The following is a 26,177-nucleotide window of genomic DNA, read 5'->3' as shown; positions in this document are numbered from 1 at the left end:
ACGGGATGATAAATCGCGTTAAAGGTTGGGTGTTGGCTGCCACCGTGCTGCTGTGCGCGCAGGCCGGGGCGGCAAACCTCTCAGATATTCAGGTATCTAACGGCGAAAGCCAGGCCCGGATTACGTTCAGCTTTATGGGCGATCCTGAGTATGCGTTTTCACAGCCAGACAGCCACAGCGTGGCGCTGGATATCAAGCAGACAGGCGTGATCCAGGGATTACCGCTGCGGTTTAGCGGCAACAACCTGGTGAAAAGTATCCGTTCGGGTACGCCGCAGGATAGCCAATCGTTACGCCTGGTGGTTGATCTGACCGAAAAGGGCAAAACGAAGGCGGTGAAGCAGCAAAACGGGGCGAACTATACGGTGGTCTTTACCATCAATGCCGACGCACCGCCGCCGCCGCCGCCGGTCGTAGCGAAGCGGGTGGAAGAACCGGTGTATACGCCGCGTCCTGCTGAACCTGCGCGTAATCCGTTTAAATCGCAGAACGATCGCATCACTGCGGCAACCAGCAGCGATACGGTGACGCGTCCGGCGGCCAGCGCGCGACGCGCGACGGTCAGCGGTGACAAAGTGATTATCGCCATTGATGCGGGTCACGGCGGGGAAGATCCCGGGGCGATTGGTCCTGGCGGCACGCGAGAGAAAAACGTAACTATCGCTATCGCGCGTAAACTGCGTTCGCTACTCAATGACGACCCTATGTTTAAAGGCGTGTTGACCCGCGATGGGGATTACTTTATCTCCGTAATGGGGCGCTCGGATGTGGCGCGTAAGCAAAACGCAAACTTCCTGGTCTCCATTCATGCGGACGCCGCACCGAATCGTAGCGCCACCGGTGCCTCGGTTTGGGTGCTGTCGAACCGTCGCGCTAACAGCGAAATGGCCAACTGGCTGGAAGAGCATGAGAAGCAGTCTGAACTGCTAGGCGGTGCGGGCGACGTGCTGGCGAACAGCCAGTCCGATCCGTACCTCAGCCAGGCGGTGCTGGATTTACAGTTCGGTCATTCTCAGCGCGTCGGGTATGATGTCGCCACTAACGTATTGAACCAGCTGCAAAGCGTTGGCGTGCTGCATAAGCGTCGTCCGGAACATGCCAGCCTCGGCGTTCTGCGCTCGCCGGATATTCCGTCCATCCTTGTAGAGACGGGCTTTATCAGTAACAACGGTGAAGAGCGTCTGTTGGGAAGCGACAGTTACCAGCAGCAAATTGCCGAAGCGATTTATAACGGTTTACGCAAATATTTTGAGGCGCATCCTCTGCAGTCTGCGCCGCAGAGCGGCGCTGCCCAGACGGCCAGCGCAGCGCTGCCGGGTGAGATGACCGCGACCAACTAAGGAGAATTCATGCCGATTCAGGTTCTACCGCCGCAGCTCGCGAACCAAATCGCCGCCGGTGAGGTGGTGGAACGCCCTGCGTCGGTGGTGAAGGAGCTGGTGGAAAACAGCCTCGATGCGGGCGCAACCCGCATCGATATTGATATCGAACGCGGTGGCGCGAAGCTTATCCGCATTCGGGACAACGGCTGTGGCATTAAAAAAGAGGAGCTGTCGCTGGCGCTGGCTCGTCACGCCACCAGTAAAATCGCCTCTCTGGACGATCTGGAAGCGATTATTAGCCTCGGTTTTCGCGGAGAAGCGCTGGCCAGTATCAGCTCGGTTTCGCGTTTAACGCTGACCTCCCGTACCGCTGAACAGCAGGAAGCCTGGCAGGCTTACGCCGAAGGGCGCGACATGGATGTGACGGTCAAACCGGCGGCGCATCCTGTCGGGACGACGCTTGAAGTATTAGATCTCTTCTACAACACTCCCGCCCGACGCAAGTTTATGCGTACCGAGAAGACCGAGTTCGGCCATATCGACGAGATCATTCGCCGTATCGCGCTGGCCCGCTTCGATGTCACCATCAACCTCAGCCATAACGGTAAGGTGATGCGTCAGTACCGCGCGGTGGCGGAAGGCGGACAGAAAGAGCGTCGCCTGGGCGCTATCTGCGGGACGCCGTTTCTGGAACAGGCGCTGGCTATAGAATGGCAGCACGGCGATCTGGCTTTACGCGGCTGGGTTGCCGATCCAAACGCGAGCAGTGCTGCGTTCTCGGAAATTCAGTATTGCTACGTCAACGGCCGCATGATGCGCGATCGTCTTATCAATCACGCGATTCGCCAGGCATGCGAAGACAAGCTTGGGGCCGATCAGCAGCCTGCTTTCGTCCTTTATCTGGACATCGACCCGCATCAGGTGGATGTGAACGTTCATCCTGCCAAGCATGAGGTGCGGTTCCACCAGTCGCGTCTGGTTCACGACTTCATTTATCAGGGCGTGGCCACCGTGTTGCAGCAGCAGGCAGAGCCAACGCTGCCGCTGGAGAACGACGCTCCTGTACCGCGTCCGCTGCCCGAAAACCGTGTGGCGGCAGGGCGCAACCATTTTGCGGAGCCTGCCGTCGCGCGTGAACCGGAGACCCCGCGTTTCTCCCCGGCAGGGAGCGCACCGCGTCCAACGGGCGCGAACTACCCGAATGCCCAGCCTGGTTATCAGAAGCAGCAGGGAGCGTTGTACCGCAAATTGCTGGAAACGCCAGCCGTGGAGCGTAAAGAGTACATTCCTGCCGCTCAGCCTTCTCTGGACGGGCATAGCCAAAGTTTTGGCCGGGTGCTGACGATTATCGCGCCCGACATGGCATTGCTTGAGCGTGACGGCAAACTGATGCTTATGGCACTGCCGGTCGCCGAACGCTGGCTTAAACAGGTGCAGCTCACGCCTGGCGAAAATGCAGCCTGTGCGCAGCCGCTCTTGATTCCGGTTCGCCTGAAAATATCCCCTGATGAAACAAGGGTATTGCAGCGTGCAGAGCCGCAGCTGGCGCAGATGGGTATTGAAACTGTGCTCGAACCACAACATGTGACAATTCGTGCAGTGCCTTTACCCTTACGCCAACAAAATTTACAAAACTTGATTCCTGAACTGATAGGCTACCTGGCGCAGCAAACATCGTTTGATGCCGCCAACACCGCGCAGTGGATCGCCCGCCATCTGGCAAGCGAACACGCGCCGTGGAGCATGGCACAGGCCATCAGCGTGCTGGCTGAGGTTGAACGCCTCTGTCCGCATCTGGTGAAAGCGCCGCCGGGTGGGTTATTACAACCTGTTGATTTACAAACGGCGATGAACGCCCTGAAACATGATTGACGTAAGTAAGGCGAGCCTGCCTAAGGCAATTTTTTTAATGGGCCCAACGGCCTCCGGCAAAACGGCGCTAGCCATTGAGTTGCGTAAAGTTTTGCCTGTAGAGTTGATTAGCGTCGACTCCGCCCTCATCTACCGAGGGATGGACATCGGCACGGCGAAGCCTGACGCAGAAGAACTGCGCGCGGCACCGCACCGTTTGCTGGATATACTCGACCCGGCTCAGGCTTACTCCGCAGCGGATTTTCGCCGGGATGCCTTAGCCGAGATGGCAGAGATAACGGCGGCGGGGCGTATACCGCTGTTGGTTGGCGGAACCATGCTCTACTTCAAGGCGCTGCTGGAGGGGTTGTCACCTCTGCCATCCGCGGATCCGGAAATAAGAGCGAAAATTGAGCAGCAGGCGGCAGAGCAGGGTTGGGACGTTTTGCATCAGCAACTGGCGGAGATTGACCCGGTTGCCGCAGCGCGGATCCATCCAAATGATCCGCAAAGGCTTTCCCGGGCACTGGAAGTTTTTTTCATTTCGGGTAAAACTTTAACGGAACTGACGCAAACGTCAGGAGACGCTCTGCCGTATCAGGTGCATCAGTTCGCCATCGCCCCGGCGAGCCGTGAACTGCTCCATCAGCGGATTGAGCAGCGTTTTCATCAGATGTTAGCTTCAGATTTTGAAGCAGAAGTGCGGGCGCTTTTTGCCCGTGGAGATTTGCATACGGACATGCCTTCCATTCGTTGTGTGGGATACCGCCAGATGTGGTCGTATCTTGAAGGTGAGATTTCATACGATGAAATGGTTTATAGAGGTGTTTGCGCCACGAGACAGTTAGCGAAGCGCCAGATCACCTGGTTGCGCGGTTGGGAGGGTGTTCACTGGTTAGACAGTGAAAAACCGCAACAGGCGTTAAACGAAGTGATTGAGGTTGTTGGTGATATCGCTCACTGAATGTGTACAATTGAGGCGTATCGTGCGCAATTTTTCAGAATCGCAAGGTTCTAAGTACAAAACAAGCATATAAGGAAAAGATAGAATGGCTAAGGGGCAATCTTTACAAGATCCGTTCCTGAACGCATTGCGTCGGGAACGTGTTCCAGTTTCTATTTATTTGGTGAATGGTATTAAGCTGCAAGGTCAGATTGAGTCTTTCGATCAGTTTGTGATTCTGTTGAAAAACACGGTCAGTCAGATGGTCTACAAGCACGCTATTTCTACTGTTGTTCCGTCCCGTCCGGTATCTCATCACAGCAATAACGCTGGCGGCGGCACTGGTAGTAACTACCATCATGGCAGCAGCGCGCAGGGTTCTTCAACGCCGGCGCAGGACAGCGACGAGACCGAATAAGGTTTCGCACTGTTATCCACACGGGGAGCCAGGGATCCTGCGTTCCCCGCTGATCTTTTTAGAGAGGTTTACGCTTGTTTGACCGTTATGATGCCGGTGAGCAGGCGGTGCTGGTACACATCTATTTTTCGCAAGACAAAGATATGGAAGACCTCCAGGAGTTTGAATCTCTGGTCTCTTCCGCCGGTGTCGAAGCAATGCAGGTGATTACCGGTAGCCGTAAAGCGCCGCACCCAAAGTATTTTGTTGGTGAAGGTAAAGCAGTCGAAATTGCGGATGCCGTAAAAGCAACCGGCGCGTCAGTCGTGTTGTTTGATCATGCGCTGTCTCCAGCCCAGGAGCGCAACCTGGAAGCCCTTTGCGAATGCCGTGTTATCGATCGCACGGGTTTGATTTTAGATATTTTTGCTCAGCGTGCACGTACCCATGAAGGGAAACTGCAGGTTGAGCTGGCGCAGCTGCGCCATCTGGCAACGCGTCTGGTGCGTGGCTGGACACACCTTGAAAGACAAAAAGGCGGGATTGGTTTGCGCGGTCCGGGTGAAACCCAGCTCGAAACCGACCGTCGTTTACTGCGTGGCCGAATTACCCAGATCCTCTCACGTCTGGAACGTGTAGAGAAACAGCGTGAACAGGGGCGTCGGGCGCGCACCAAAGCCGACATCCCGACGGTGTCGCTGGTGGGCTATACCAACGCCGGTAAATCCACCCTGTTTAACCAGATAACTGAGGCCCAGGTGTATGCCGCAGACCAGCTGTTTGCGACCCTGGACCCTACGCTGCGCCGTATTGACGTTGCAGACGTCGGTGAAACGGTGCTGGCGGATACCGTAGGTTTTATTCGCCACCTGCCGCATGACCTGGTGGCGGCGTTTAAAGCCACCCTGCAGGAGACGCGACAGGCGACTCTGCTGCTGCACGTGATTGATGCAGCAGACGTGCGCGTGCAGGAGAACATTGACGCGGTGAATGTGGTGCTCGAAGAGATCGATGCTCACGAGATCCCAACGCTGTTGGTCATGAACAAGATCGATATGCTGGACGATTTCGAACCGCGTATCGACAGAGATGAAGAAAACAAACCAATTCGGGTCTGGCTTTCTGCCCAGACCGGTATTGGTGTGCCACTGCTTTTCCAGGCTTTGACAGAACGTCTTTCCGGTGAGGTAGCTCAGCACACGCTGCGACTGCCGCCACAGGAAGGCAGGCTGCGCAGCCGGTTTTATCAGCTTCAGGCGATAGAAAAAGAGTGGATGGAGGATGACGGCAGCGTGGGGATGCAGGTGCGTATGCCGATCGTTGACTGGCGTCGCCTCTGTAAACAAGAACCTGCGCTGGTCGACTATATCGTCTGATCAGAAAGGGGATGCCTGAATAATTCGCCCTTGCATAACAAATATGGAGCATATACATGGCGTGGAATCAGCCCGGTAATAACGGACAAGACCGCGACCCGTGGGGAAGCAGCAAACCTGGCGGCAACTCTGAGGGAAATGGCAACAAAGGTGGTCGCGAGCAGGGGCCGCCGGATCTGGATGATATCTTCCGCAAACTGAGCAAGAAGCTTGGCGGCCTTGGCGGAGGAAAAGGTTCTGGCTCGGGTGGCAATTCCACTCAGAGTACGCGCCCGCCAATGGGGGGCCGCGTAGTGGGCATCGTGGCCGCTGCGGTAGTCATCATCTGGGCAGCCAGCGGGTTCTACACCATTAAAGAAGCAGAACGCGGCGTAGTCACCCGTTTCGGTAAGTTCAGCCATCTGGTTGAGCCGGGTTTGAACTGGAAGCCAACCTTCATTGATGACGTGACCGCGGTAAACGTGGAATCGGTCCGTGAACTGGCCGCCTCCGGCGTGATGCTGACCTCTGACGAAAACGTGGTGCGCGTTGAGATGAACGTGCAGTACCGCGTGACCGATCCTGAGCGTTACCTGTTTAGCGTGACCAGCGCCGATGACAGCCTGCGTCAGGCGACTGACAGCGCCCTGCGTGGTGTCATCGGAAAATACACCATGGACCGTATCCTGACCGAAGGTCGTACCGTTATTCGTAGCGATACCCAGCGCGAGCTGGAAGAGACCATTCGTCCGTACAACATGGGTATCACCCTGCTGGACGTCAACTTCCAGGCTGCGCGTCCGCCGGAAGAGGTGAAAGCCGCATTTGACGATGCGATTGCTGCCCGTGAAAACGAACAGCAATACATCCGTGAAGCAGAAGCGTACACCAACGAAGTTCAGCCACGCGCTAACGGTCAGGCGCAGCGTATTCTGGAAGAAGCGCGCGCGTATAAGACCCAGACCATCCTGGAAGCACAGGGTGAAGTGGCTCGCTTTGCGAAGATCCTGCCTGAATACAAAGCGGCGCCGGAAATTACCCGTGAGCGTCTCTATATCGAGACCATGGAAAAAGTGCTGAGCCACACCCGCAAAGTGTTGGTTAACGATAGTAAAGGCGGAAACCTGATGGTGCTGCCGCTGGATCAGATGCTGAAGGGCAGTTCTGCACCGGCAGCAAAAGATACCAGCGGAGCGAACAACCTGCTGCGTCTGCCGCCAGCCTCAACAGGCAGCGCCAGCACGAACACAACGCCTTCTTCGAACGATGGTGACATTATGGACCAACGCCGTGCTAACGCGCAGCGTAACGACTACCAGCGTCAGGGGGAATAAGGATGCGTAAGTCAGTTATTGCGATCATCGTCATCGTACTGGTCGTGCTTTATACCTCGATCTTTGTGGTGAAAGAGGGCGAGCGTGGGATCAAGTTCCAGTTCAGCAGCGTCGTGCGTGATGGCGACAAACGCCCGGTGATTTACGAGCCGGGTCTGCACTTCAAGGTGCCGTTCATTCAGTCCGTAAAAACGCTTGATGCGCGTATCCAGACCATGGATAACCAGGCAGATCGTTTTGTGACCAAAGAGAAGAAAGACCTGATCGTTGATTCCTATATCAAATGGCGCATCAGCGATTTCAGCCGTTACTTCCTGGCAACGGGCGGCGGTGACGTTTCTCAGGCAGAAGTGCTGCTGAAACGTAAGTTCTCTGACCGTCTGCGTTCTGAGATTGGTCGTCTGGATGTGAAAGACATCGTGACCGACTCCCGTGGTCGTCTGACCCTGGAAGTTCGCGATGCGCTGAACTCCGGCACAGCGGGCACTGAAGATGAAGTTTCAACGCCGGCAGCAGACGATGCGATTGCCAAAGCGGCTGAACGTGTTCAGGCGGAAACCAACGGCAAAGTGCCGGTGATCAATCCGAACAGTATGGCTGCACTGGGTATCGAAGTCGTTGACGTGCGTATCAAGCAGATCAACTTGCCGGTGGAAGTGTCCGAGGCGATTTACAACCGTATGCGCGCCGAGCGTGAAGCGGTAGCCCGTCGTCACCGTTCACAGGGCCAGGAAGAGGCTGAGAAGCTGCGTGCTGCAGCAGACTACGAAGTCACCAAGACGCTGGCGGAATCTGAGCGCCAGGGCCGTATCCTGCGCGGTGAAGGTGATGCGGAAGCCGCGAAGCTGTTTGCTGATGCCTTCAGCCAGGATCCTGACTTCTATGCCTTTATCCGTAGCCTGCGTGCCTACGAGAATAGCTTCCAGAGCAGCCAGGATGTGATGGTGCTTAGCCCGGACAGCGATTTCTTCCGTTATATGAAGACGCCGACTAACGCAACGCGATAAACTCAGGCTCGTTTGAGTATTCAAACCACCGCTCTCAACGGAGCGGTGGTTTTCTTTTATAAGGAACAAAAATGAATTCAACGATCTGGCTCGCGCTGGCCCTGGTCCTGGTGCTTGAAGGCCTGGGACCGATGCTCTATCCACGCGCCTGGCGTCGAATGATCGCCACCATGAGCCAACTGCCGGATAATATTTTACGTCGTTTTGGCGGCGGTCTTGTGGTTGCGGGCATCGTGATCTACTACATGTTGAGGAAAACGATTGGCTGATCAAAAAGTAGGCGCAATCGGCGTATTTTGAGGTCAAAAAGTGCTGTATATCTGAAAAAGCGATGGTAGAATCCATTTTTAAGCAAACGGTGATTTTGAAAAAAATGGGTAACAACGTCGTCGTACTGGGCACCCAATGGGGTGACGAAGGTAAAGGGAAGATTGTTGATCTTCTGACTGAACGGGCTAAATATGTTGTGCGCTACCAGGGCGGTCACAACGCAGGCCATACTCTCGTAATCAACGGTGAAAAAACCGTCCTCCATCTTATTCCATCAGGCATTCTTCGCGAAAACGTCACCAGCATCATCGGTAACGGCGTTGTGCTGTCTCCAGCGGCGCTGATGAAAGAGATGAAAGGTCTGGAAGACCGTGGTATCCCTGTTCGTGAGCGTCTGCTGCTCTCCGAAGCCTGCCCGTTGATCCTGGATTATCACGTGGCGCTGGACGTAGCGCGTGAGAAAGCGCGTGGCGCGAAAGCGATCGGCACCACCGGTCGTGGTATCGGCCCGGCTTACGAAGATAAAGTTGCACGCCGTGGTCTGCGCGTGGGCGACCTCTTCGACAAAGCGACCTTCGCTGAAAAACTGAAAGAAGTGATGGAATATCACAACTTCCAGCTGGTGAACTTCTATAAAGCTGACGCTGTTGACTACCAGAAAGTGCTGGATGACGTCATGGCGATTGCAGATATTCTGACCGGTATGGTTGTTGATGTGTCCGATCTGCTGGACCAGGCGCGCAAGCGTGGCGATTTCGTCATGTTCGAAGGTGCGCAGGGTACGCTGCTGGACATCGACCACGGTACCTATCCATACGTCACCTCCTCTAACACCACCGCGGGTGGCGTGGCGACCGGCTCTGGCCTGGGTCCACGTTATGTGGATTACGTACTGGGCATCATCAAAGCGTACTCCACTCGCGTGGGTGCGGGTCCATTCCCGACCGAACTGTTTGATGAAACCGGCGAGTTCCTGTGCAAGCAGGGTAACGAGTTTGGCGCGACCACCGGTCGCCGTCGTCGTACCGGCTGGCTGGATGCGGTTGCCGTGCGTCGTGCAGTGCAGATCAACTCCCTGTCTGGCTTCTGCCTGACCAAGCTGGACGTACTGGACGGCCTGAAAGAAGTGAAAATCTGCGTCGGCTACCGTATGCCAGATGGCCGCGAAGTGACCACCACTCCGCTGGCTGCTGACGACTGGGAAGGCATTGAGCCAATCTACGAAACCATGCCGGGCTGGTCTGAGACCACCTTCGGTGTGAAAGAGCGTAGCGGCCTGCCGCAGGCGGCGCTGGATTACATCAAGCGCATTGAAGAACTGACCGAAGTGCCGATCGATATTATTTCTACCGGCCCGGATCGTACTGAAACGATGATCCTGCGCGACCCGTTCGACGCATAATCTTCGTGACTGCTGGCCTGCGGGGAGACCCGTAGGCCGGATAAGCGTAGCGCCATCCGGCGACCGCTCCTGGATCTCCGCTTTTTCGCCCCGTCTGTCAAATAAATTAGCCGCTAACTATCTGGCTGGTTTATCATCATTAATGAATATCTCTGCGGTTTGTCCGCGATTTCCCTTTTTCCTGAGGTTGATGTGCAGTTAACAAGTTTCACCGATTACGGCTTACGTGCGCTGATTTACATGGCGTCGTTACCCGAGGGGAAGATGACCAGTATCTCTGAAGTGACAGAGGTCTACGGCGTATCCCGTAATCATATGGTCAAAATAATCAATCAACTTAGTCGTGCCGGATACGTTGCTGCCGTCCGCGGGAAGAATGGTGGGATCCGTCTCGGTAAACCGGCACAGAGTATTCGTGTTGGCGATGTGGTACGTGAACTGGAGCCGCTGTCTCTGGTGAACTGCAGCAGCGAGTTCTGCCACATCACGCCCGCTTGCCGCCTGAAACAGGCGCTTTCTAAGGCCGTGCAAAGTTTTCTCATGGAACTGGATAACTACACGCTGGCCGATTTGGTTGAAGAGAATCAACCGCTTTATAAATTATTGCTGGTGGAATGAAGAAAATTTCCACCGGAGCTGACAACGGAGGAACCGACATGTCACACGATCCTTTCCAGGAACGCGAAGCCGAAAAATACGCGAATCCTATCCCCAGCCGCGAGTTCATCATTGAACACTTAACAAAACGCGAAAAACCCGCCAATCGTGAAGAACTTGCCGTTGAATTAAATATTGAAGGTGAAGAGCAGATTGAAGCTCTTCGCCGCCGCCTGCGCGCGATGGAGCGCGACGGGCAACTGGTCTTTACTCGCCGCCAGTGCTACGCGCTGCCGGAACGCCTCGATCTGCTGAAAGGGACCGTCATTGGTCACCGCGATGGCTTCGGCTTCCTGCGCGTGGAAGGCCGTAAAGACGATCTGTATCTCTCATCTGAACAGATGAAAATGTGCATCCACGGCGACCAGATCCTGGCACAGCCGCTGGGCGCCGACCGTAAAGGTCGCCGAGAAGCGCGCGTCGTGCGCGTTCTGGTGCCAAAAACCAGCCAGATTGTCGGCCGCTACTTTACCGACGCGGGCGTTGGGTTCGTGGTGCCGGACGACAGCCGTCTGAGCTTCGACATCCTGATCCCACCTGAAGAAGTGATGGGCGCCCGCATGGGCTTTGTGGTGGTGGTGGAACTTACCCAGCGCCCAACCCGTCGCACCAAAGCGGTAGGTAAAATCGTCGAAGTGCTGGGCGATAATATGGGCACCGGCATGGCCGTTGATATGGCGCTGCGCACCCACGAAATTCCGTACATCTGGCCGAAAGCGGTTGAAGAGCAGATCGAAAGCCTGCGTGAAGAAGTGCCGGAAGAATCCAAAGTGGGCCGCGTGGATCTGCGCTCCCTGCCGCTGGTCACGATCGACGGTGAAGACGCCCGCGACTTCGATGACGCCGTCTACTGCGAGAAAAAACGCGGTGGCGGCTGGCGTCTGTGGGTCGCTATTGCAGACGTAAGCTACTATGTTCGTCCGCACACCCCGCTGGATAACGAAGCGCGCAGTCGCGGTACCTCGGTCTACTTCCCGTCGCAGGTCGTGCCGATGCTGCCGGAAGTGCTGTCTAACGGCCTTTGCTCCCTGAACCCGCAGGTTGATCGCCTCTGTATGGTTTGCGAGATGACCATCTCCACCAAAGGGCGCTTAACCGGCTACAAATTCTACGAAGCGGTGATGAGCTCGCACGCGCGTCTGACCTATACCAAGGTCTGGCATATGCTGCAGGGCGACCAGGATCTGCGCGAACAGTACGCGCCGCTGGTCAAACACATCGAAGAGCTGCATAACCTCTACAAAACGCTGGATCAGGCGCGCGAAGAACGCGGCGGGATCTCGTTTGAGAGTGAAGAAGCGAAATTTATCTTCAACGCCGAGCGCCGCATTGAGCGTATCGAACAGACCCAGCGTAATGATGCGCACAAGCTGATCGAAGAGTGTATGATTCTGGCGAACATCTCGGCGGCACGATTCGTTGAGAAAGCCAAAGAGCCTGCGCTGTTCCGTATCCACGATAAACCGTCGACGGAAGCCATCACCGCGTTCCGCTCCGTGCTGGCTGAACTGGGCCTGGAGCTGCCGGGCGGCAACAAGCCAGAGCCGCGCGACTACGCCGAGCTGCTGGAATCCATTAGCGATCGTCCTGATGCAGAAATGCTGCAGACGATGCTGCTGCGCTCAATGAAGCAGGCGATTTACGATCCGGAAAACCGCGGACACTTCGGCCTGGCGCTGCAGTCTTACGCCCACTTTACGTCGCCGATCCGTCGTTATCCTGACCTCTCCCTGCACCGTGCGATCAAGTATCTGCTGGCGCAGGAGCTGGGCCATAAAGGGAACACCACTGAAACCGGAGGCTACCACTATTCGATGGAAGAGATGCTGCAGCTGGGTCAGCACTGCTCCATGACCGAACGCCGTGCCGATGAAGCCACCCGCGACGTTGCGGACTGGCTGAAGTGTGACTTTATGCTGGACCAGGTGGGTAACGTGTTTAAAGGCGTGATTGCCAGCGTGACCGGCTTTGGCTTCTTCGTTCGTCTGGATGAACTGTTTATCGACGGTCTGGTGCACGTCTCCAGCCTGGATAACGACTACTACCGCTTCGACCAGGTCGGCCAGCGTCTGATCGGCGAATCTGGCGGCCAGACCTATCGTCTGGGCGACCGCGTGGAAGTGAAGGTTGAGGCCGTGAATATGGACGACCGTAAAATCGACTTCAGCCTGATCTCCAGCGAGCGCGCGCCGCGTAACGTCGGTAAAACCGAACGCGAAAGAGCGAAAAAAGGCGGAAACGGCAAAACGAGCGGCAAGCGCCGTCAGGCCGGTAAGAAGGTGAACTTCGAGCCGGACAGCGCGTTCCGCGGTGAGAAGAAGCAGAAGCCGAAGGCGGCGAAGAAAGAAGCCCGTTCAGCGAAGAAACCTTCCGCGAAGACACAGAAAATAGCGGCCGCCACCAAAGCGAAGCGCGCGGCCAAGAAAAAGCAGGCGGAGTAAATTCTCCCCTCATCCTGACCCTCTCCCCAAGGGGGGGAGGGGAAATACTTATTACGAGAACCATCAATGAGTGAAATGATTTACGGCATCCACGCGGTGCAGGCCCTTCTTGAGCGCGCACCGGAGCGTTTTCAGGAAGTGTTTATTCTGAAAGGGCGTGAAGATAAGCGTCTGATGCCGCTGATCCATGCCCTGGAAGCGCAGGGCGTGGTGATCCAGCTGGCGAATCGCCAGTTCCTGGATGAAAAAAGTGAAGGCGCGGTTCACCAGGGGATCATTGCCCGCGTGAAGCCGGGCCGTCAGTATCAGGAAAACGATCTGCCGGATCTGATTGCCGAGCTGGAGAATCCGTTCTTCCTGATCCTCGATGGCGTAACCGATCCGCACAACCTCGGCGCGTGTCTGCGCAGCGCGGATGCGGCGGGCGTGCATGCGGTGATCGTGCCGAAAGATCGCTCCGCGCAGCTGAACGCGACGGCGAAGAAGGTGGCCTGCGGCGCGGCGGAAAACGTTCCGCTGATCCGCGTGACCAACCTGGCGCGCACCATGCGTCTGCTGCAGGAAGAGAACATCTGGATCGTCGGTACCGCCGGTGAAGCGGATCATACCCTGTATCAGAGCAAAATGACCGGCCGTCTGGCGCTGGTGATGGGTGCGGAAGGTGAAGGCATGCGTCGTTTGACCCGCGAGCACTGCGATGAGCTGATCAGCATCCCGATGGCGGGCAGCGTGTCCTCCCTGAACGTGTCTGTTGCGACGGGTATTTGCCTGTTTGAAGCGGTGCGTCAGCGTAGCTGATTTTCGCCCGGTGGCGCTTCGCTTACCGGGCCTACGGTTTTGTAGGCCGGGTAAGGCGAAGCCGCCACCCGGCAAAACAACCTCACTCCTCTAACGACCGCAGATGGTCATCCTTCCTCAGCGTCATTAGTGCGAAAATACTCACCACCGCCGTTGCCATCACGTAATACGCCGGAATATCCAGGTTGCCCGTCTGCTTAATCAGCCCGGTAATGATTAACCCTGCGCATCCCGAGAAAATCGCGTTCGACAAAGAGTAGGCCAGCCCCAGGCCCGTATAGCGCACGCGCGTCGGGAACATCTCAGAGAGCATCGCCGGGCCTGGCCCCGCCAGCATGCCCACCAGACCGCCCGCAATCAGTACCACAACAGCCTTCACCGCCAGCGTGCTGGACTCCGCCTGCAGAAGTTTCAGCAACGGCAGGGCGAGGATCAGCAGCAGCGCGGTGGCGATAATCATCACCGTGCGACGCCCGATCCTATCGCTCAGGATCCCCGACGGAATGATGGTCAGCGCAAACCCAACGTTCGAAATCACCGCGATCAGCAGCGCCTGGTTAAACCCGGTGTGCAGCGCCGACTGCAGATAGGTCGGCATAATCACCAGGTAAGTGTAACCCGCCGCAGACCAGACCATTACGCGGCCAATCCCCATCAAGATGGCCCGGAACGTGGCGGCAATATCCGCCTGAGCGACAACCGGTTTGTCCTGCTGCTGCACAAAGCTGGGCGTCTCCTCCATGCTGACACGAAGCCACAGCGCAACAACACCCATGGGCAGCGCAAGGAAGAAAGGAATGCGCCAGCCCCAGTCGTGCAGGGCTTCAGGCGTGAGTAGGGCGGAGAGCAGCGCCACGATGCCTGCGCCCGCTAACAAGCCCAGCGCCACGGTAAAGGACTGCCACGCGCCGTAGAGGCCGCGCCTGCCGCGCGGGGCGAACTCCGTCATCAGCGAGACCGCACCACCGTACTCGCCGCCGGCGAACAGTCCCTGCAGGATGCGAAGCAGCGTAACGATCAGCGGTGCGGCAATGCCGATGCTGGCATAGACCGGCACAATGCCGATGGCGGCGGTGGCCAGCGTCATGAGCACCAGCACAATAATGAGCGTCGGCTTACGGCCAATTCGGTCACCGATGCGGCCAAACACCACCGCGCCCAGCGGACGGAAGAAGAAGGCGATGGCGAATGAGGCGTAGGTGAGGATCAGGCTGGTGAGTCCCGCTTCCCCTTCAAGCTGGAAGAAGTTCTTCGCAATGACGGTCGCCAGAAAACCGTAGACCGCAAACTCATACCACTCGATAAAGTTACCAATGGAGCCGGCAATTAATGCTCGCTTGTGCGCATCCGGTTGCATAACTTTCCTCACTGAAAGGGGGAGAGAATAAATTATTCAACAAAAGCGGAGTCATGAAATAGTTTATTCTTATGTTCTGTGAGCTATTTCACGAATGATATCAGCGGGATCGTGAACGTGTGACTCCCCTCCCATGCAGCGCGTGCGCGGTCTGTCCATACTTATCGTCATTGCCACTGAAGGAGGGAGACAGTATGCACTGGCAGACCCATACCGTTTTCAATCAACCCGCACCGCTTTCCAACAGCAACCTTTTCCTCTCGGACTGCGCGCTGCGTGACGCAGTCTCGCGTGAGGGTGCCGAGTGGGATATCGAACTGCTCGCCAGCATCGGGCAGCAGTTAGGCACCGCAGAGTCGCTGGAGCTGGGCAGGCTGGCGAACGTGAATCCGCCGGAGTTGCTTCGCTATGACGCCACCGGAGAGAGGCTGGATGACGTTCGCTTTCACCCGGCGTGGCACCTGCTGATGCAGGGGCTGTGTGCCAATCGGGTACATAACCTGGCATGGGAAGAGGAGGCGCGTAAAGGGTCGTTTGTCGCGCGGGCCGCACGCTTTGTGCTTCATGCTCAGGTGGAAGCGGGCACGCTTTGCCCGGTCACCATGACGTTTGCCGCCACGCCGCTCCTGCAGCAGGCGCTTCCCAAAATATTTCACGACTGGCTGACGCCGCTGCTCAGCGATCGCTACGATCCGCATCTGGCTCCTGGCGCGCAAAAGCGCGGCCTGCTGATCGGTATGGGGATGACGGAAAAACAGGGCGGCTCGGACGTGCTGAGCAACACCACCAAAGCGGAAAAATGCAGCGACGGCAGCTACCGGCTGGTGGGGCATAAATGGTTTTTCTCCGTCCCGCAAAGCGATGCGCATCTGGTGCTGGCACAGGCGAAGGGCGGGTTGTCCTGCTTTTTTGTGCCGCGCTTTTTACCTGACGGACAGCGCAACGCCGTGCGTCTTGAGCGCCTCAAGGACAAGCTCGGGAACCGCTCCAACGCCAGCAGCGAGGCGGAGTTCCTCGATGCCTCCGGCTGGCTGCTGGGGGAAGAGGGAGAAGGGGTACGGCAGATCCTCAAAATGGGCGGTCTGACGCGCTTTGACTGCGCGCTGGGCAGCCACGGACTGATGCGTCGGGCGTTGTCCGTGGCGCTGTACCATGCGCATCAGCGCCAGACCTTCGGCAAAAATCTTATCGATCAGCCGCTCATGCGCGAAGTGCTAAGCCGGATGGCGCTGGTGCTGGAGGGGCAAACGGCGCTGCTGTTTCGCCTGGCGCGGGCGTGGGATAAACGCACGGATCCGCAGGAGGCGGCATGGGCGCGGCTGTTTACCCCGGCGGCGAAATTTAGCGTCTGTAAAGCGGGCATCCCGTTTGTCGCTGAAGCGATGGAGGTGCTGGGCGGGATCGGATATTGCGAAGAGAGCGAACTTCCCCGCCTGTACCGCGAGATGCCGGTGAACAGCATCTGGGAAGGGTCAGGAAATATCATGTGCCTGGACGTGCTGCGCGTGCTGGCGAAGCAGCCGGGCATTCACGACCTGCTTGCCGACGAGTTTGCGCAAGTGAAAGGGCAGGACAGACACTTCGACCGCAGCTGGCGACAGCTTCAGCAAAAACTGCGTAAACCGCAGGAGGCGCAGGGGCGGGAGATCGCGCAGCAGCTTTTCCTGCTGGGTGCCGGAAGCCAGATGCTGCGGCACGCGTCGCCCCCGGTGGCGCAGGCGTGGTGCCGCATGATGCTGGATACCCGTGGCGGCACGCTGATGAGCGAGCAGGTGCAAAGTGACCTGCTGCTGCGTGCGACGGGCAGAGTTGGCTAGCCTTTTAGCTGGAACAGACTCACCAGCTGGGCCAGATGTGATCCCTTCTCGCGCAGCGTTTGAGCCGTTTGTTCGCTGCGTGAGATGCGATCCGCATTGATATGCGACGCTTCGCCAATGTGGGTCATGGCGAGGTTAACCTGGCCAATCCCTGCGGACTGCTCGCGTGAGGCATGGTTAATCTCGGTGACCAGCTGGCTGATGTTATCGATGTGAATGATGATGTCATCCATCGCCAGGCGGGTCTTTTCAGACAGCGCATGGCCCTCACTCACTTTTCTGAGCGTATCGCCAATCAGCTGTTCAATCTCCTTCACCGCGTTAGCGCTGCGTCCCGCCAGGGCGCGAACTTCCTGCGCGACTACCGCAAACCCTTTTCCGTGCTCGCCCGCGCGGGCCGCTTCCACTGCCGCATTCAGCGCCAGAATATTGGTCTGGAAAGCGATGGATTCGATCACGCGCGTGATGTCTTCGATGCGTTTTGACGCTTCGCGAATATCGTCCATGGTCGACACCGCGTGGGTGACCGTCTCACCGCCCTGATGGACCGCGAGCGAGGTTTCACCGACCAGCTGCTGCGTTTGCTCCATGTTGGCGGCATTTTGCTGCACGGTGGCGGCCAGCTGCTCCATGCTGGCGGAGGTCTCTTCCACGCTGCTCGCCTGCTTGTTGATCTGCTCTGAAATCTCGCCGGTGTCGGCGGCCAGCGCGTTGGTGCCCAAATGGATCTCGCCAGCGGCCTCGCGGACCTGCAGGACAATTTTTTGCAGGCCGCCGCCGATGCCGTTGATGGCGTCGATCAGCTGGCCGACTTCGTCCTGGCGCGTCACGGGCAGGCTGGAACGGAGATCCCCTGCGGCATATTGCCGGGCAAGATGGATCACTTTGCGCAGCGGTCGGGTCAGCACGCGGCGAATAAGAATCACGAACAGGCCAGCAAACAGGATGGATAAGACCACGCCGGCCAGCAGGAAGCGATCGCGCATGGCGGTAACGCTTGAGAGCAGCACCGATTTATCCACTTCGCCGACGATAGTCCAGTTCCAGCCTGGCAGCGGGGTATAGGCCATTTTCAGCGTGCGGCCGTCGTCGCTTACGCGTTCCAGCGTGCCGGGCTTGTCACTCAAAAGCTGTTGCTGCGTCGCGCCGTCCCACTTTGGCAGCTGTCCCTCTTCACCGGCATGGAACAGGTATTGCCCGCGCGTTTTGCCGTTGCTGCGATCCAGCACGAAGAAGTGGCCGCTCTCGCCCAGGCGACGGGTGAGGATTTTCTCGCGCATGACGTTCCAGGAATGCGTAATGTCCACGCCAACAAAGACGATCGCAATGACCTGGCCTTCGGCGTTTTTAACCGGCTGATACTGGGTGATATAGCGTTTGCCAAACAGCAGCGCCAGGCCACGGTAGACTTCCCCTCTGTTGACTGCGGCAAAGGCCGGGCTGGCGGTATCCAGCAAGGTGCCCATCGCCCGCTCGCCGTTCTCTTTGCGCAGGGAGGTGGCGACGCGAACAAAGTCGTTACCGCTGCGTACAAACAGCGTGGAGATTGCTCCCGTACGGCTCAGAAAATCATCGGAAAAAGAGGTATTTTCATGGAGTTCAGCTTCTCCCCCTTTCAGTAGGGGAACGGTGAGCCCGTTAATGGTCCGGGGCTGCTGAGTATCGACGCTAAAAGGCTGGGGCAGAAATGTCGTAAACAGTTTGGTGTAGCTTTCGACTTCTTCGCTCAGGCTGGTATTAAACATCTGCACCATGTCGACCATGCCGGTGGACTGATTATGCAGATCTTCGACGGCGAGGGCTTCAAGCTGCTGGCTGGCTTTTTGACTGAGCAGAAAAGTGAAAAGCAGAAACAGCGTGGCGACACTGATGCCCGTAAGCAGCGACAGCTTTGCCCCCAAGCCTGCACGGCGAAAAACGTTGATCATAAATTGCTCATCATTGAAAAGGTATGGTTCTTCAACGGCAGAGCGGGGATTACGTTTACTGAATTAATGTAACAAAATGTTATTTTCTTGTTATTGATTGGTTTTTCATAAGATAAAAGATTTGCAAAAACGAAAAGCCACTAAAAATAAGTGGCTTTTATCAGGGGGGATATTACACGTAAAGAATGGCCTGTACTCGCCAGTGGTCGATGTGGTGATCTTCCTGCATCTGGATGATGCGATACCATGAAGCACCCTGCTCATCGGCCTTTAATGCCACAACGCGTTCAACGTCCTGCGGGCTCCCCGAGATATTATTCACGGAGATCTGGCCAATTTCATTCAGGCCAGTCACACAGTCAGCACTGGCGAATTCTGCTGACTGCGCGGTGGTGCTCACCAGGCCTGCTGAGAGCAACAGAGAGGTCAAAGCAAGAGTTCGTTTCATCGTCAGCTCCATTTCACATATCTCCGGTATCCGCCGGGCAATCCTTCGCGAATAAACTCCCTTCCATTGACGCGGGCATGGAGTTTATTGTGGACAGGAAAATGTCTATGGACGCAAAGCAGTGTAAATCTCGTTCAAAGGAAAACCATTATTTACGGTACAAAATGGCCTGTGAATACCACTGTCCCGTTATGATGGTTTCGTCGATCATAATGATGACGTAATAATCTGCTTTGGCGGCGACGGCCTGTGCTTTTATTGCCGCTTCTGCGTCATCCGGGGAGCCGCGTACCAGCGCGGAAATCGTGCCCATTCGTTGTAATCCTTCCGTCTGATTACGACGAATCTCCTGTGGATGATCGGCGACCGGTGGAGCGGGTTGCGGCGTTCCCTGCAGCGCGCTACAGCCACTGAGCAGAAACACCAGCACTAAAGCAGCAAACCTGCGCATAACCATATCTCGTTTCCTGATAGCCATAGTGTAGTTGTCTGTGAATTTAGTTTTGGGGGAATGTTCCCGAAGTGTTATCTGGGACGTATATTTCGAATGAAAATGACGTGAAAGCGTAACCCAGTTCTCAACATTATGAATCATACATTCGCACAGGGTCGACAATGATTGAAATTGAAATACGCCACCTCGGCGACCATGAAATTTTACACGCGATGCCAGCGGGTAAACGTGATAAACCGCTGCCTGTTGTGGTTTTTTATCACGGGTTTACCTCATCGAAGCTGGTTTACAGTTATTTTGCGGTTGCGCTGGCGCAGGCGGGTTTTCGCGTGGTGATGCCGGATGCGCCTGACCACGGCGCTCGCTTTACGGGCAATGAACAGGCGCGGCTTGGGCAGTTCTGGCACATTCTGCACGGGAGTCTGACCGAGTTTGCCGGGGTGCGCGAGGCGCTTTATGAGGCCGGCCTGGTTGCCGACAATCGTCTGGCTGTCGCCGGGGCGTCGATGGGCGGTATGACGGCGCTGGGGATTATGACGCATCATCCGGAAGTGAAGTCGGTCGCCTGCCTGATGGGCTCGGGTTATTTTACGTCGCTGGCGAAGACGCTCTTTCCCCCTCAGGATTCAGCGGAAATCACCGCGACGCTCGAAGAGTGGGATGTGTCCCGGTCATTGCCGCGCGTGGCCGATCGCCCATTGCTGCTATGGCACGGTGATGCAGATGATGTGGTCCCGCCCGAGGGAACCTTCCGTCTGCAGCAGGCGTTAATAAATGCAGGCCTGGACGGTAATCTGACCTGTCTGTGGGAAGCGGGCGTCCGCCACCGCATCACGCCAGCGGCGCTGGACGCCACGGTGGCATTTTTCCGCCAGTACCTTTAAATGCGCAGCACCTTAACTCCCTGATCTTCCAGCTTCTGGAGGAGCTCAGGGGGGCTTATGCCGATGGTATTCCGGAGCCTTTCTCAAAAAAAAGCCCCCGGGCAGGGGGCAACGTCAACTATGGCTATGTTCTCGTTGTTGGCTTTCCTGGTGCTAGCGTTAAAGCGTTATCGGTAAATATCTGCACTGGCGTGCATGTTGCCGTTGCTGCCGGGCTCACGGGTTAACATGACGTGGTAATAGGTTGCGCCCTGCGCATCGGTTTCTTCGTTTAGGGCCTGATCTGCTTCACTTTCCGTGGCGAAATTATGATTGATGTAAATGACGCCCAAGCTTTGCACATCATCCATGTTTCTGGCCTGTCGGCTGTCTATCTTGATGGCTGCCATCGCGTTTGCACTGAGCAAAAGCGCCGCCATTATGGCTAATGCGATTTTTTTCATGATATGCGCTCCACGACTACGTGCTGCGAGAGGGGGGATGCTCCTTCTTTAATTCAGGTGATTTCTGATTAAAGTGTAATCACTCATCCAGCGGGGATGCGTGACCATTTCTGATGCAGTTGTTCAAAAAAACAACGCTTCCGGATGTGACCAATTTTAAATCACCTACTTAGACCCGCTTCGCGCTTTGTGCGAATTATTTGTGCAATCAGCTTGAGTTTCTAGGGGCGCGCAAGTATTATGACGCGTCAATTTTTCAGCCGACCTTTAACACGTTCCTTGCCTCCCCGGGCCTCGGCTGACCCAGACAGGAGGCTGAATAATCCGTAAGGAGCAATTCGATGCGTCATTACGAAATCGTTTTTATGGTCCATCCTGACCAGAGCGAACAGGTTCCGGGTATGATCGAGCGTTACTCTGCTGCCATCACTGGTGCAGAAGGTACGATCCACCGTCTGGAAGACTGGGGCCGCCGTCAGCTGGCTTACCCGATCAACAAACTGCACAAAGCACACTACGTTCTGATGAACGTTGAAGCGCCGCAGGAAGTTATCGATGAGCTGGAAACTACCTTCCGCTTCAACGATGCCGTTATCCGCAGCATGGTTATGCGTACCAAAAACGCAGTTACCGAAGCATCTCCGATGGTTAAAGCGAAAGACGAGCGCCGTGAGCGTCGCGATGATTTCGCAAACGAAACCGCAGATGATTCTGATGCTGGGGATTCTGAAGAGTAATTTCTGATGACCAACCGTCTGGCGTTGTCCGGCATCGTATGCAGGGCTCCCCTTCGAAAGGTCAGTCCATCAGGAATTCCGCATTGCCAGTTCGTGCTTGAGCATCGTTCTGTGCAAGAGGAAGCCGGGTTTCACCGGCAGGCGTGGTGCCAAATGCCCGTTATTATTAGCGGACACGAAAACCAGGCCATTACTCACAGTTTAACGGTCGGTAGCGCAGTAATCGTTCAGGGGTTCATCTCTTGCCACAAGGCAAAGAACGGCCTGAGCAAAATGGTTCTGCATGCCGAGCAGATTGATTTGATAGATTCTGGAGACTAGCCATATGGCACGTTATTTCCGTCGTCGCAAGTTCTGCCGTTTCACCGCGGAAGGCGTTCAAGAGATCGACTATAAAGATATCGCAACGCTGAAAAACTACATCACCGAAAGCGGTAAGATTGTCCCAAGCCGTATCACCGGTACTCGTGCAAAATACCAGCGTCAGCTGGCTCGCGCTATCAAACGCGCTCGCTACCTGTCCCTGCTGCCGTACACTGATCGTCATCAGTAATCGGGCACGGTCCATTAATACGACTTTAAGAGGATAAGGTAATGCAAGTTATTCTGCTTGATAAAGTAGCAAACCTGGGCAGCCTGGGTGATCAGGTTAACGTTAAAGCGGGTTACGCACGTAACTTCCTGGTTCCACAGGGTAAAGCTGTTCCAGCTACCAAGAAAAACGTAGAGTTTTTCGAAGCACGTCGCGCTGAACTGGAAGCCAAACTGGCTGACGTTCTGGCGGCTGCTAACGCTCGCGCTGAAGCAATCAACGCACTGGGCACCGTTACCATCGCGTCTAAATCAGGCGACGAAGGTAAACTGTTCGGTTCCATCGGTACCCGCGATATCGCTGATGCAGTAACTGCTGCAGGCGTTAAAGTGGCTAAGAGCGAAGTTCGTCTGCCGAACGGCGTTCTGCGTACCACTGGTGAGCACGAAGTTGACTTCCAGGTTCACAGCGAAGTGTTCGCTAAACTGGTTGTTAACGTTGTAGCTGAGTAATTTTTTACTCTGCTCACGTTGAAACGCCGGCCTTGTGCCGGCGTTTTGCTTTTTACAGCTCCGGGCCCTTAACGCGCCCTGATAAAACTGCCGTCTGGCTGGCGGGTAAACAGCACCTGTTGTCCGTTTCCTGTATCAATCGTTAATCCTGTCACCACACCGCTGGCATTCTGACGAACCTGCACCATCTGTCCATTCTGCAGGTTACTGAGCGGCTTACCTGCACCTTCCACCTTCGCCATGGCATACACGTCGGTTGGCGGCAGGTTATGGTCGCGGAACAGCTGTGCCAGGGTTTTGCCCGGCTCCACGCGATAGGAACGCCACTGTTGCTCGATGCCGGTAGGCTGTTGCGTCTGAGGCTGAGCGGCGGCTTGATCCTGCGGTTGTTCATCCTGAATGGGCTCTGGCTCAACCGGTGCAACCTGACCCGGATCGTTAGACGGGGTGACAAGCTGCGTTTGCATCGGCTGTGCGTCAGGCTGCGGTCGCGTCTGCGACTGAATGTCCAGTTGGGCATTCCGGGTAACGGGTACGGTATCGACATCATTGCTCCCGGAAGGAAGCAGGAAGCCCACGATCACCATCAGCGCGCCAATGATAATCCCTCTGCGATGCAGAGGAGGCAGCGGGTCCATGATGCGAAAATTGTCCGGCGCCTGCCAGATTTTCGCCAGGGTAGGTTTCAGTTCAAATCGCCCGGGCATGGCACTCCTCCTGCTCCGCGTCTTTTTTATCCTGTGTTCCGAAGTATAGTTTGCTAACTGCCTGAACGGCGTAGCAAACCCGACATCCGTGACATCAGTTCGGGATTAATCCTGGTTATCTCTATTGTTTCTGTTTCGTCGCGGTTTGTCACCTTAACTTCAGACAAAGTTTTACCCATAAGGGCATGGCTGATATGCTGCCCGCTACTTTAAATGTGATGGAAGGAAAACCCATGACCACCCCGACTTTTGACACTATCGAAGCGCAGGCAAGTTACGGTATCGGCTTGCAGGTAGGACAGCAGCTGAGCGAATCCGGCCTGGAAGGTCTGTTACCAGAAGCGCTGGTGGCGGGTATCGCTGACGCACTGGAAGGCAAACAGCCTGCCGTTCCGGTTGACGTTGTGCACCGTGCGCTGCGTGAAATCCACGAGCGTGCTGACGCCGTGCGTCGCGCACGCTTTGAAGAGATGGCCGCCGAAGGTGTGAAATATCTGGAAGAAAACCGTGAGCGTGAAGGCGTGAACAGCACCGAGTCTGGTCTGCAGTTCCGCGTGATCAATCAGGGTGACGGCGCAATCCCGGCGCGTACCGACCACGTTCGCGTACACTACACCGGTAAGCTGATCGACGGTACCGTGTTCGACAGCTCCGTGGCGCGCGGCGAACCGGCTGAGTTCCCGGTGAACGGCGTTATCGCAGGCTGGATTGAAGCGCTGACCCTGATGCCAGTCGGTTCCAAATGGGAACTGACTATTCCGCATAACCTGGCCTACGGCGAGCGCGGCGCTGGCGCGTCCATCCCGCCATTCAGCACCCTGGTCTTTGAAGTCGAGCTGCTGGAAATTCTGTAATCGACTTTTCTTATTTCCTCTCTCCGGTTGGGGAGAGGAAAATAGTGTAAAAACCTATAGTTATGGTGCAATCAACATTTTATCTTGCAAACGAAACTGTTGCGTGTATTTTTGTGAGCTGTTTCGCGCTGCATGAGTGATATGACACTCACTTTCAACATATTATTAACATAATATCTAAATCATAGTATTCATCCCGCCGATTCTTACCTAATATCGATTAGCCCTTACAAGGGAACGTCATCTTTTGACGTATTTAAAGGCCAGAAGAGCCTTAACAACACAGACAGGCATAAACAGGAAAATATCACATGGTAGATCAGGTTAAAGTCGTCGCCGACGAAGGGGCGTCTTCTGAACAGTCGCTACGGCGCAATCTCACAAACCGTCATATTCAGCTCATTGCCATCGGGGGTGCCATCGGTACCGGGCTGTTTATGGGGTCAGGCAAAACTATTAGTCTCGCCGGGCCGTCAATCATATTCGTTTATATGATTATCGGTTTTATGCTGTTCTTCGTGATGCGTGCAATGGGTGAACTGCTGCTCTCGAACCTCGAATACAAATCCTTTAGCGACTTCGCTTCTGACCTGCTCGGGCCGTGGGCGGGCTATTTCACCGGCTGGACCTACTGGTTCTGCTGGGTTGTCACCGGTATGGCGGACGTCGTGGCGATTACCGCCTACGCGCAGTTCTGGTTCCCGGGTCTGTCGGACTGGGTCGCCTCGCTGGCGGTTATTGTTCTGCTGCTGAGCCTGAACCTCGCCACCGTTAAAATGTTCGGTGAGATGGAGTTCTGGTTCGCGATGATCAAAATCGTGGCCATTGTCGGGCTCATCGTGGTGGGCCTGGTGATGGTGCTCACCCACTTCCAGTCACCAACCGGCGTTCAGGCATCGTTTACCCATCTGTGGAATGACGGCGGCTGGTTCCCGAAAGGCATCAGCGGCTTCTTTGCCGGCTTCCAGATCGCGGTGTTCGCGTTTGTGGGAATTGAGCTGGTCGGAACGACCGCTGCGGAAACCAAAGATCCGGAGAAGTCCCTGCCGCGCGCCATCAACTCCATTCCGGTGCGTATCATCATGTTCTACGTCTTCGCGCTGATCGTCATTATGTCCGTGACGCCGTGGAGCTCGGTGGTGCCAAGCAAAAGCCCGTTCGTTGAGCTGTTCGTGCTGGTAGGCCTGCCTGCGGCAGCGAGCCTGATTAACTTCGTGGTACTGACCTCTGCGGCATCTTCCGCGAACAGCGGCGTGTTCTCCACCAGCCGTATGCTGTTTGGCCTGGCGCAGGAAGGCGTGGCGCCGAGCGCGTTCGCCAAGCTCTCTAAGCGTGCGGTACCGGCAAAAGGGTTGACCTTCTCCTGCATGTGCCTGCTGGGCGGCGTGGTGATGCTCTACGTGAACCCAAGCGTGATTGGCGCGTTCACCATGATTACCACGGTCTCAGCGATCCTGTTTATGTTCGTCTGGACCATCATCCTCTGTTCATATCTGGTGTACCGCAAGCAGCGCCCACATCTGCATGAGAAATCGATCTACAAGATGCCGCTGGGCAAGCTGATGTGCTGGGTGTGCATGGCGTTCTTCGTCTTCGTGCTGGTTCTGCTGACGCTGGAAGATGATACCCGTCAGGCACTCATCGTCACGCCGCTGTGGTTTATCGCGCTGGGGCTGGGCTGGGTGTTTATCGGTAAGAAACGTATGGCAGGCGTACGGTAAAAGCAA

General features: G+C 56.1%; 26 protein-coding genes. 20 read left to right on the top strand and 6 right to left on the bottom strand.

All coding sequences use genetic code 11. The annotated features are described in order from the left end of the window. Positions 1 to 5 precede the first annotated feature (5 nt). From amiB to rlmB, 12 genes are all read left to right on the top strand, one after another. Positions 6 to 1,340 carry an N-acetylmuramoyl-L-alanine amidase AmiB gene (gene amiB / locus LRM19_RS12565; protein ID WP_136195719.1) on the top strand — a complete coding sequence of 445 codons (1,335 nt, stop codon included), beginning with the start codon at positions 6 to 8 and terminating at the stop codon, positions 1,338 to 1,340. Between the two features lie 9 nt (positions 1,341 to 1,349). Then, positions 1,350 to 3,194: a DNA mismatch repair endonuclease MutL gene (gene mutL / locus LRM19_RS12560; protein WP_143344561.1), complete on the top strand. Its 1,845-nt coding sequence runs from the start codon at positions 1,350 to 1,352 to the stop codon at positions 3,192 to 3,194. Next, positions 3,187 to 4,137, top strand: coding sequence for a tRNA (adenosine(37)-N6)-dimethylallyltransferase MiaA (miaA, locus tag LRM19_RS12555; protein ID WP_025758256.1), 951 nt, complete (start codon positions 3,187 to 3,189; stop codon positions 4,135 to 4,137). Before mutL ends, miaA begins: the two co-directional genes overlap by 8 nt. A gap of 85 nt (positions 4,138 to 4,222) precedes the next feature. Further along, positions 4,223 to 4,534 carry an RNA chaperone Hfq gene (gene hfq, locus LRM19_RS12550; RefSeq protein ID WP_023334248.1) on the top strand — a complete coding sequence of 104 codons (312 nt, stop codon included), beginning with the start codon at positions 4,223 to 4,225 and terminating at the stop codon, positions 4,532 to 4,534. Positions 4,535 to 4,608: 74 nt separating this feature from the next. After that, complete coding sequence (gene hflX, locus LRM19_RS12545; protein ID WP_023310136.1) at positions 4,609 to 5,889, top strand: ribosome rescue GTPase HflX; 1,281 nt, start codon at positions 4,609 to 4,611, stop codon at positions 5,887 to 5,889. Between the two features lie 56 nt (positions 5,890 to 5,945). Beyond that, the gene (gene hflK / locus LRM19_RS12540; protein ID WP_133293628.1) at positions 5,946 to 7,202 is read left to right on the top strand and encodes an FtsH protease activity modulator HflK; all 1,257 of its coding nucleotides are present in this window, start codon (positions 5,946 to 5,948) and stop codon (positions 7,200 to 7,202) included. A 2-nt stretch (positions 7,203 to 7,204) separates the two neighbouring features. Next, entirely contained in the window at positions 7,205 to 8,209 is a 1,005-nt protein-coding gene (gene hflC, locus LRM19_RS12535; protein ID WP_111965392.1) for a protease modulator HflC, read from the top strand. A gap of 71 nt (positions 8,210 to 8,280) precedes the next feature. Further along, positions 8,281 to 8,478, top strand: a complete 198-nt coding sequence (locus LRM19_RS12530) for a DUF2065 domain-containing protein (RefSeq protein ID WP_003855996.1) — start codon at positions 8,281 to 8,283, stop codon at positions 8,476 to 8,478. Positions 8,479 to 8,582: 104 nt separating this feature from the next. Continuing rightward, positions 8,583 to 9,881, top strand: coding sequence for an adenylosuccinate synthase (locus tag LRM19_RS12525; protein ID WP_006178975.1), 1,299 nt, complete (start codon positions 8,583 to 8,585; stop codon positions 9,879 to 9,881). A gap of 192 nt (positions 9,882 to 10,073) precedes the next feature. Beyond that, positions 10,074 to 10,499 (top strand): nitric oxide-sensing transcriptional repressor NsrR, encoded by a 426-nt coding sequence (gene nsrR / locus LRM19_RS12520; RefSeq protein ID WP_111965420.1) that lies wholly within the window; start codon positions 10,074 to 10,076, stop codon positions 10,497 to 10,499. 38 nt (positions 10,500 to 10,537) lie between these two features. After that, complete coding sequence (rnr, locus tag LRM19_RS12515; RefSeq protein ID WP_271369018.1) at positions 10,538 to 12,979, top strand: ribonuclease R; 2,442 nt, start codon at positions 10,538 to 10,540, stop codon at positions 12,977 to 12,979. A 66-nt stretch (positions 12,980 to 13,045) separates the two neighbouring features. Beyond that, entirely contained in the window at positions 13,046 to 13,777 is a 732-nt protein-coding gene (rlmB, locus tag LRM19_RS12510; RefSeq protein WP_047364106.1) for a 23S rRNA (guanosine(2251)-2'-O)-methyltransferase RlmB, read from the top strand. Between the two features lie 82 nt (positions 13,778 to 13,859). Here the strand turns inward: rlmB and LRM19_RS12505 are convergent, their stop codons facing one another. Further along, positions 13,860 to 15,134: an MFS transporter gene (locus tag LRM19_RS12505; RefSeq protein WP_271369017.1), complete on the bottom strand. Its 1,275-nt coding sequence runs from the start codon at positions 15,132 to 15,134 to the stop codon at positions 13,860 to 13,862. 194 nt (positions 15,135 to 15,328) lie between these two features. Between LRM19_RS12505 and LRM19_RS12500 the strand changes: the two genes are divergently transcribed. After that, positions 15,329 to 16,951, top strand: a complete 1,623-nt coding sequence (locus tag LRM19_RS12500; protein WP_271369016.1) for an isovaleryl-CoA dehydrogenase — start codon at positions 15,329 to 15,331, stop codon at positions 16,949 to 16,951. Here the strand turns inward: LRM19_RS12500 and LRM19_RS12495 are convergent. The 3 genes from LRM19_RS12495 to bsmA all read right to left on the bottom strand — a co-directional run bounded on the left by LRM19_RS12495 (position 16,948) and on the right by bsmA (position 19,805). After that, a complete protein-coding gene (locus LRM19_RS12495) occupies positions 16,948 to 18,879 on the bottom strand; it encodes a methyl-accepting chemotaxis protein (RefSeq protein ID WP_143344564.1) in 1,932 nt (643 codons plus the stop codon). The genes LRM19_RS12500 and LRM19_RS12495 overlap by 4 nt on opposite strands. A gap of 172 nt (positions 18,880 to 19,051) precedes the next feature. Beyond that, entirely contained in the window at positions 19,052 to 19,339 is a 288-nt protein-coding gene (gene yjfN, locus LRM19_RS12490) for a DUF1471 family protease activator YjfN (protein WP_111965386.1), read from the bottom strand. 136 nt (positions 19,340 to 19,475) lie between these two features. Further along, positions 19,476 to 19,805 carry a biofilm peroxide resistance protein BsmA gene (gene bsmA / locus LRM19_RS12485; RefSeq protein WP_111965385.1) on the bottom strand — a complete coding sequence of 110 codons (330 nt, stop codon included), beginning with the start codon at positions 19,803 to 19,805 and terminating at the stop codon, positions 19,476 to 19,478. A gap of 137 nt (positions 19,806 to 19,942) precedes the next feature. Here bsmA and yjfP point away from each other — a divergent pair, with 137 nt between their 5' ends. Next, a complete protein-coding gene (gene yjfP, locus LRM19_RS12480; protein ID WP_127729357.1) occupies positions 19,943 to 20,665 on the top strand; it encodes an esterase in 723 nt (240 codons plus the stop codon). A gap of 167 nt (positions 20,666 to 20,832) precedes the next feature. Here the strand turns inward: yjfP and yjfY are convergent, their stop codons facing one another. Beyond that, a complete protein-coding gene (gene yjfY, locus LRM19_RS12475) occupies positions 20,833 to 21,108 on the bottom strand; it encodes a DUF1471 family protein YjfY (protein WP_010427445.1) in 276 nt (91 codons plus the stop codon). Positions 21,109 to 21,449: 341 nt separating this feature from the next. Between yjfY and rpsF the strand changes: the two genes are divergently transcribed. The 4 genes from rpsF to rplI are packed head-to-tail and all read left to right on the top strand — an operon-like array spanning position 21,450 to position 22,889. Further along, entirely contained in the window at positions 21,450 to 21,845 is a 396-nt protein-coding gene (gene rpsF / locus LRM19_RS12470) for a 30S ribosomal protein S6 (RefSeq protein ID WP_014068637.1), read from the top strand. 6 nt (positions 21,846 to 21,851) lie between these two features. Continuing rightward, entirely contained in the window at positions 21,852 to 22,166 is a 315-nt protein-coding gene (gene priB, locus LRM19_RS12465) for a primosomal replication protein N (protein ID WP_008502895.1), read from the top strand. A 4-nt stretch (positions 22,167 to 22,170) separates the two neighbouring features. Next, complete coding sequence (rpsR, locus tag LRM19_RS12460; RefSeq protein ID WP_000135199.1) at positions 22,171 to 22,398, top strand: 30S ribosomal protein S18; 228 nt, start codon at positions 22,171 to 22,173, stop codon at positions 22,396 to 22,398. Between the two features lie 41 nt (positions 22,399 to 22,439). Continuing rightward, entirely contained in the window at positions 22,440 to 22,889 is a 450-nt protein-coding gene (rplI, locus tag LRM19_RS12455; RefSeq protein WP_024907318.1) for a 50S ribosomal protein L9, read from the top strand. 68 nt (positions 22,890 to 22,957) lie between these two features. Here the strand turns inward: rplI and LRM19_RS12450 are convergent, their stop codons facing one another. Further along, positions 22,958 to 23,596 (bottom strand): OapA family protein, encoded by a 639-nt coding sequence (locus LRM19_RS12450; protein ID WP_271369014.1) that lies wholly within the window; start codon positions 23,594 to 23,596, stop codon positions 22,958 to 22,960. Positions 23,597 to 23,829: 233 nt separating this feature from the next. Here LRM19_RS12450 and fklB point away from each other — a divergent pair, with 233 nt between their 5' ends. Together fklB and cycA are read left to right on the top strand one after the other, a co-directional pair. Beyond that, positions 23,830 to 24,450 (top strand): FKBP-type peptidyl-prolyl cis-trans isomerase, encoded by a 621-nt coding sequence (gene fklB, locus LRM19_RS12445; RefSeq protein ID WP_008502892.1) that lies wholly within the window; start codon positions 23,830 to 23,832, stop codon positions 24,448 to 24,450. Positions 24,451 to 24,761: 311 nt separating this feature from the next. Then, positions 24,762 to 26,171 (top strand): D-serine/D-alanine/glycine transporter, encoded by a 1,410-nt coding sequence (gene cycA, locus LRM19_RS12440; RefSeq protein ID WP_127729359.1) that lies wholly within the window; start codon positions 24,762 to 24,764, stop codon positions 26,169 to 26,171. The last annotated feature ends 6 nt before the right edge of the window (positions 26,172 to 26,177 follow it).

Source organism: Enterobacter sp. PI-10, from assembly GCF_027947695.1.
Lineage (GTDB): Bacteria > Pseudomonadota > Gammaproteobacteria > Enterobacterales > Enterobacteriaceae > Enterobacter > Enterobacter vonholyi.
The sequence above is the reverse complement of the archived record's forward strand: the minus strand, read 5'-3'. Positions and strand labels throughout refer to the sequence as shown.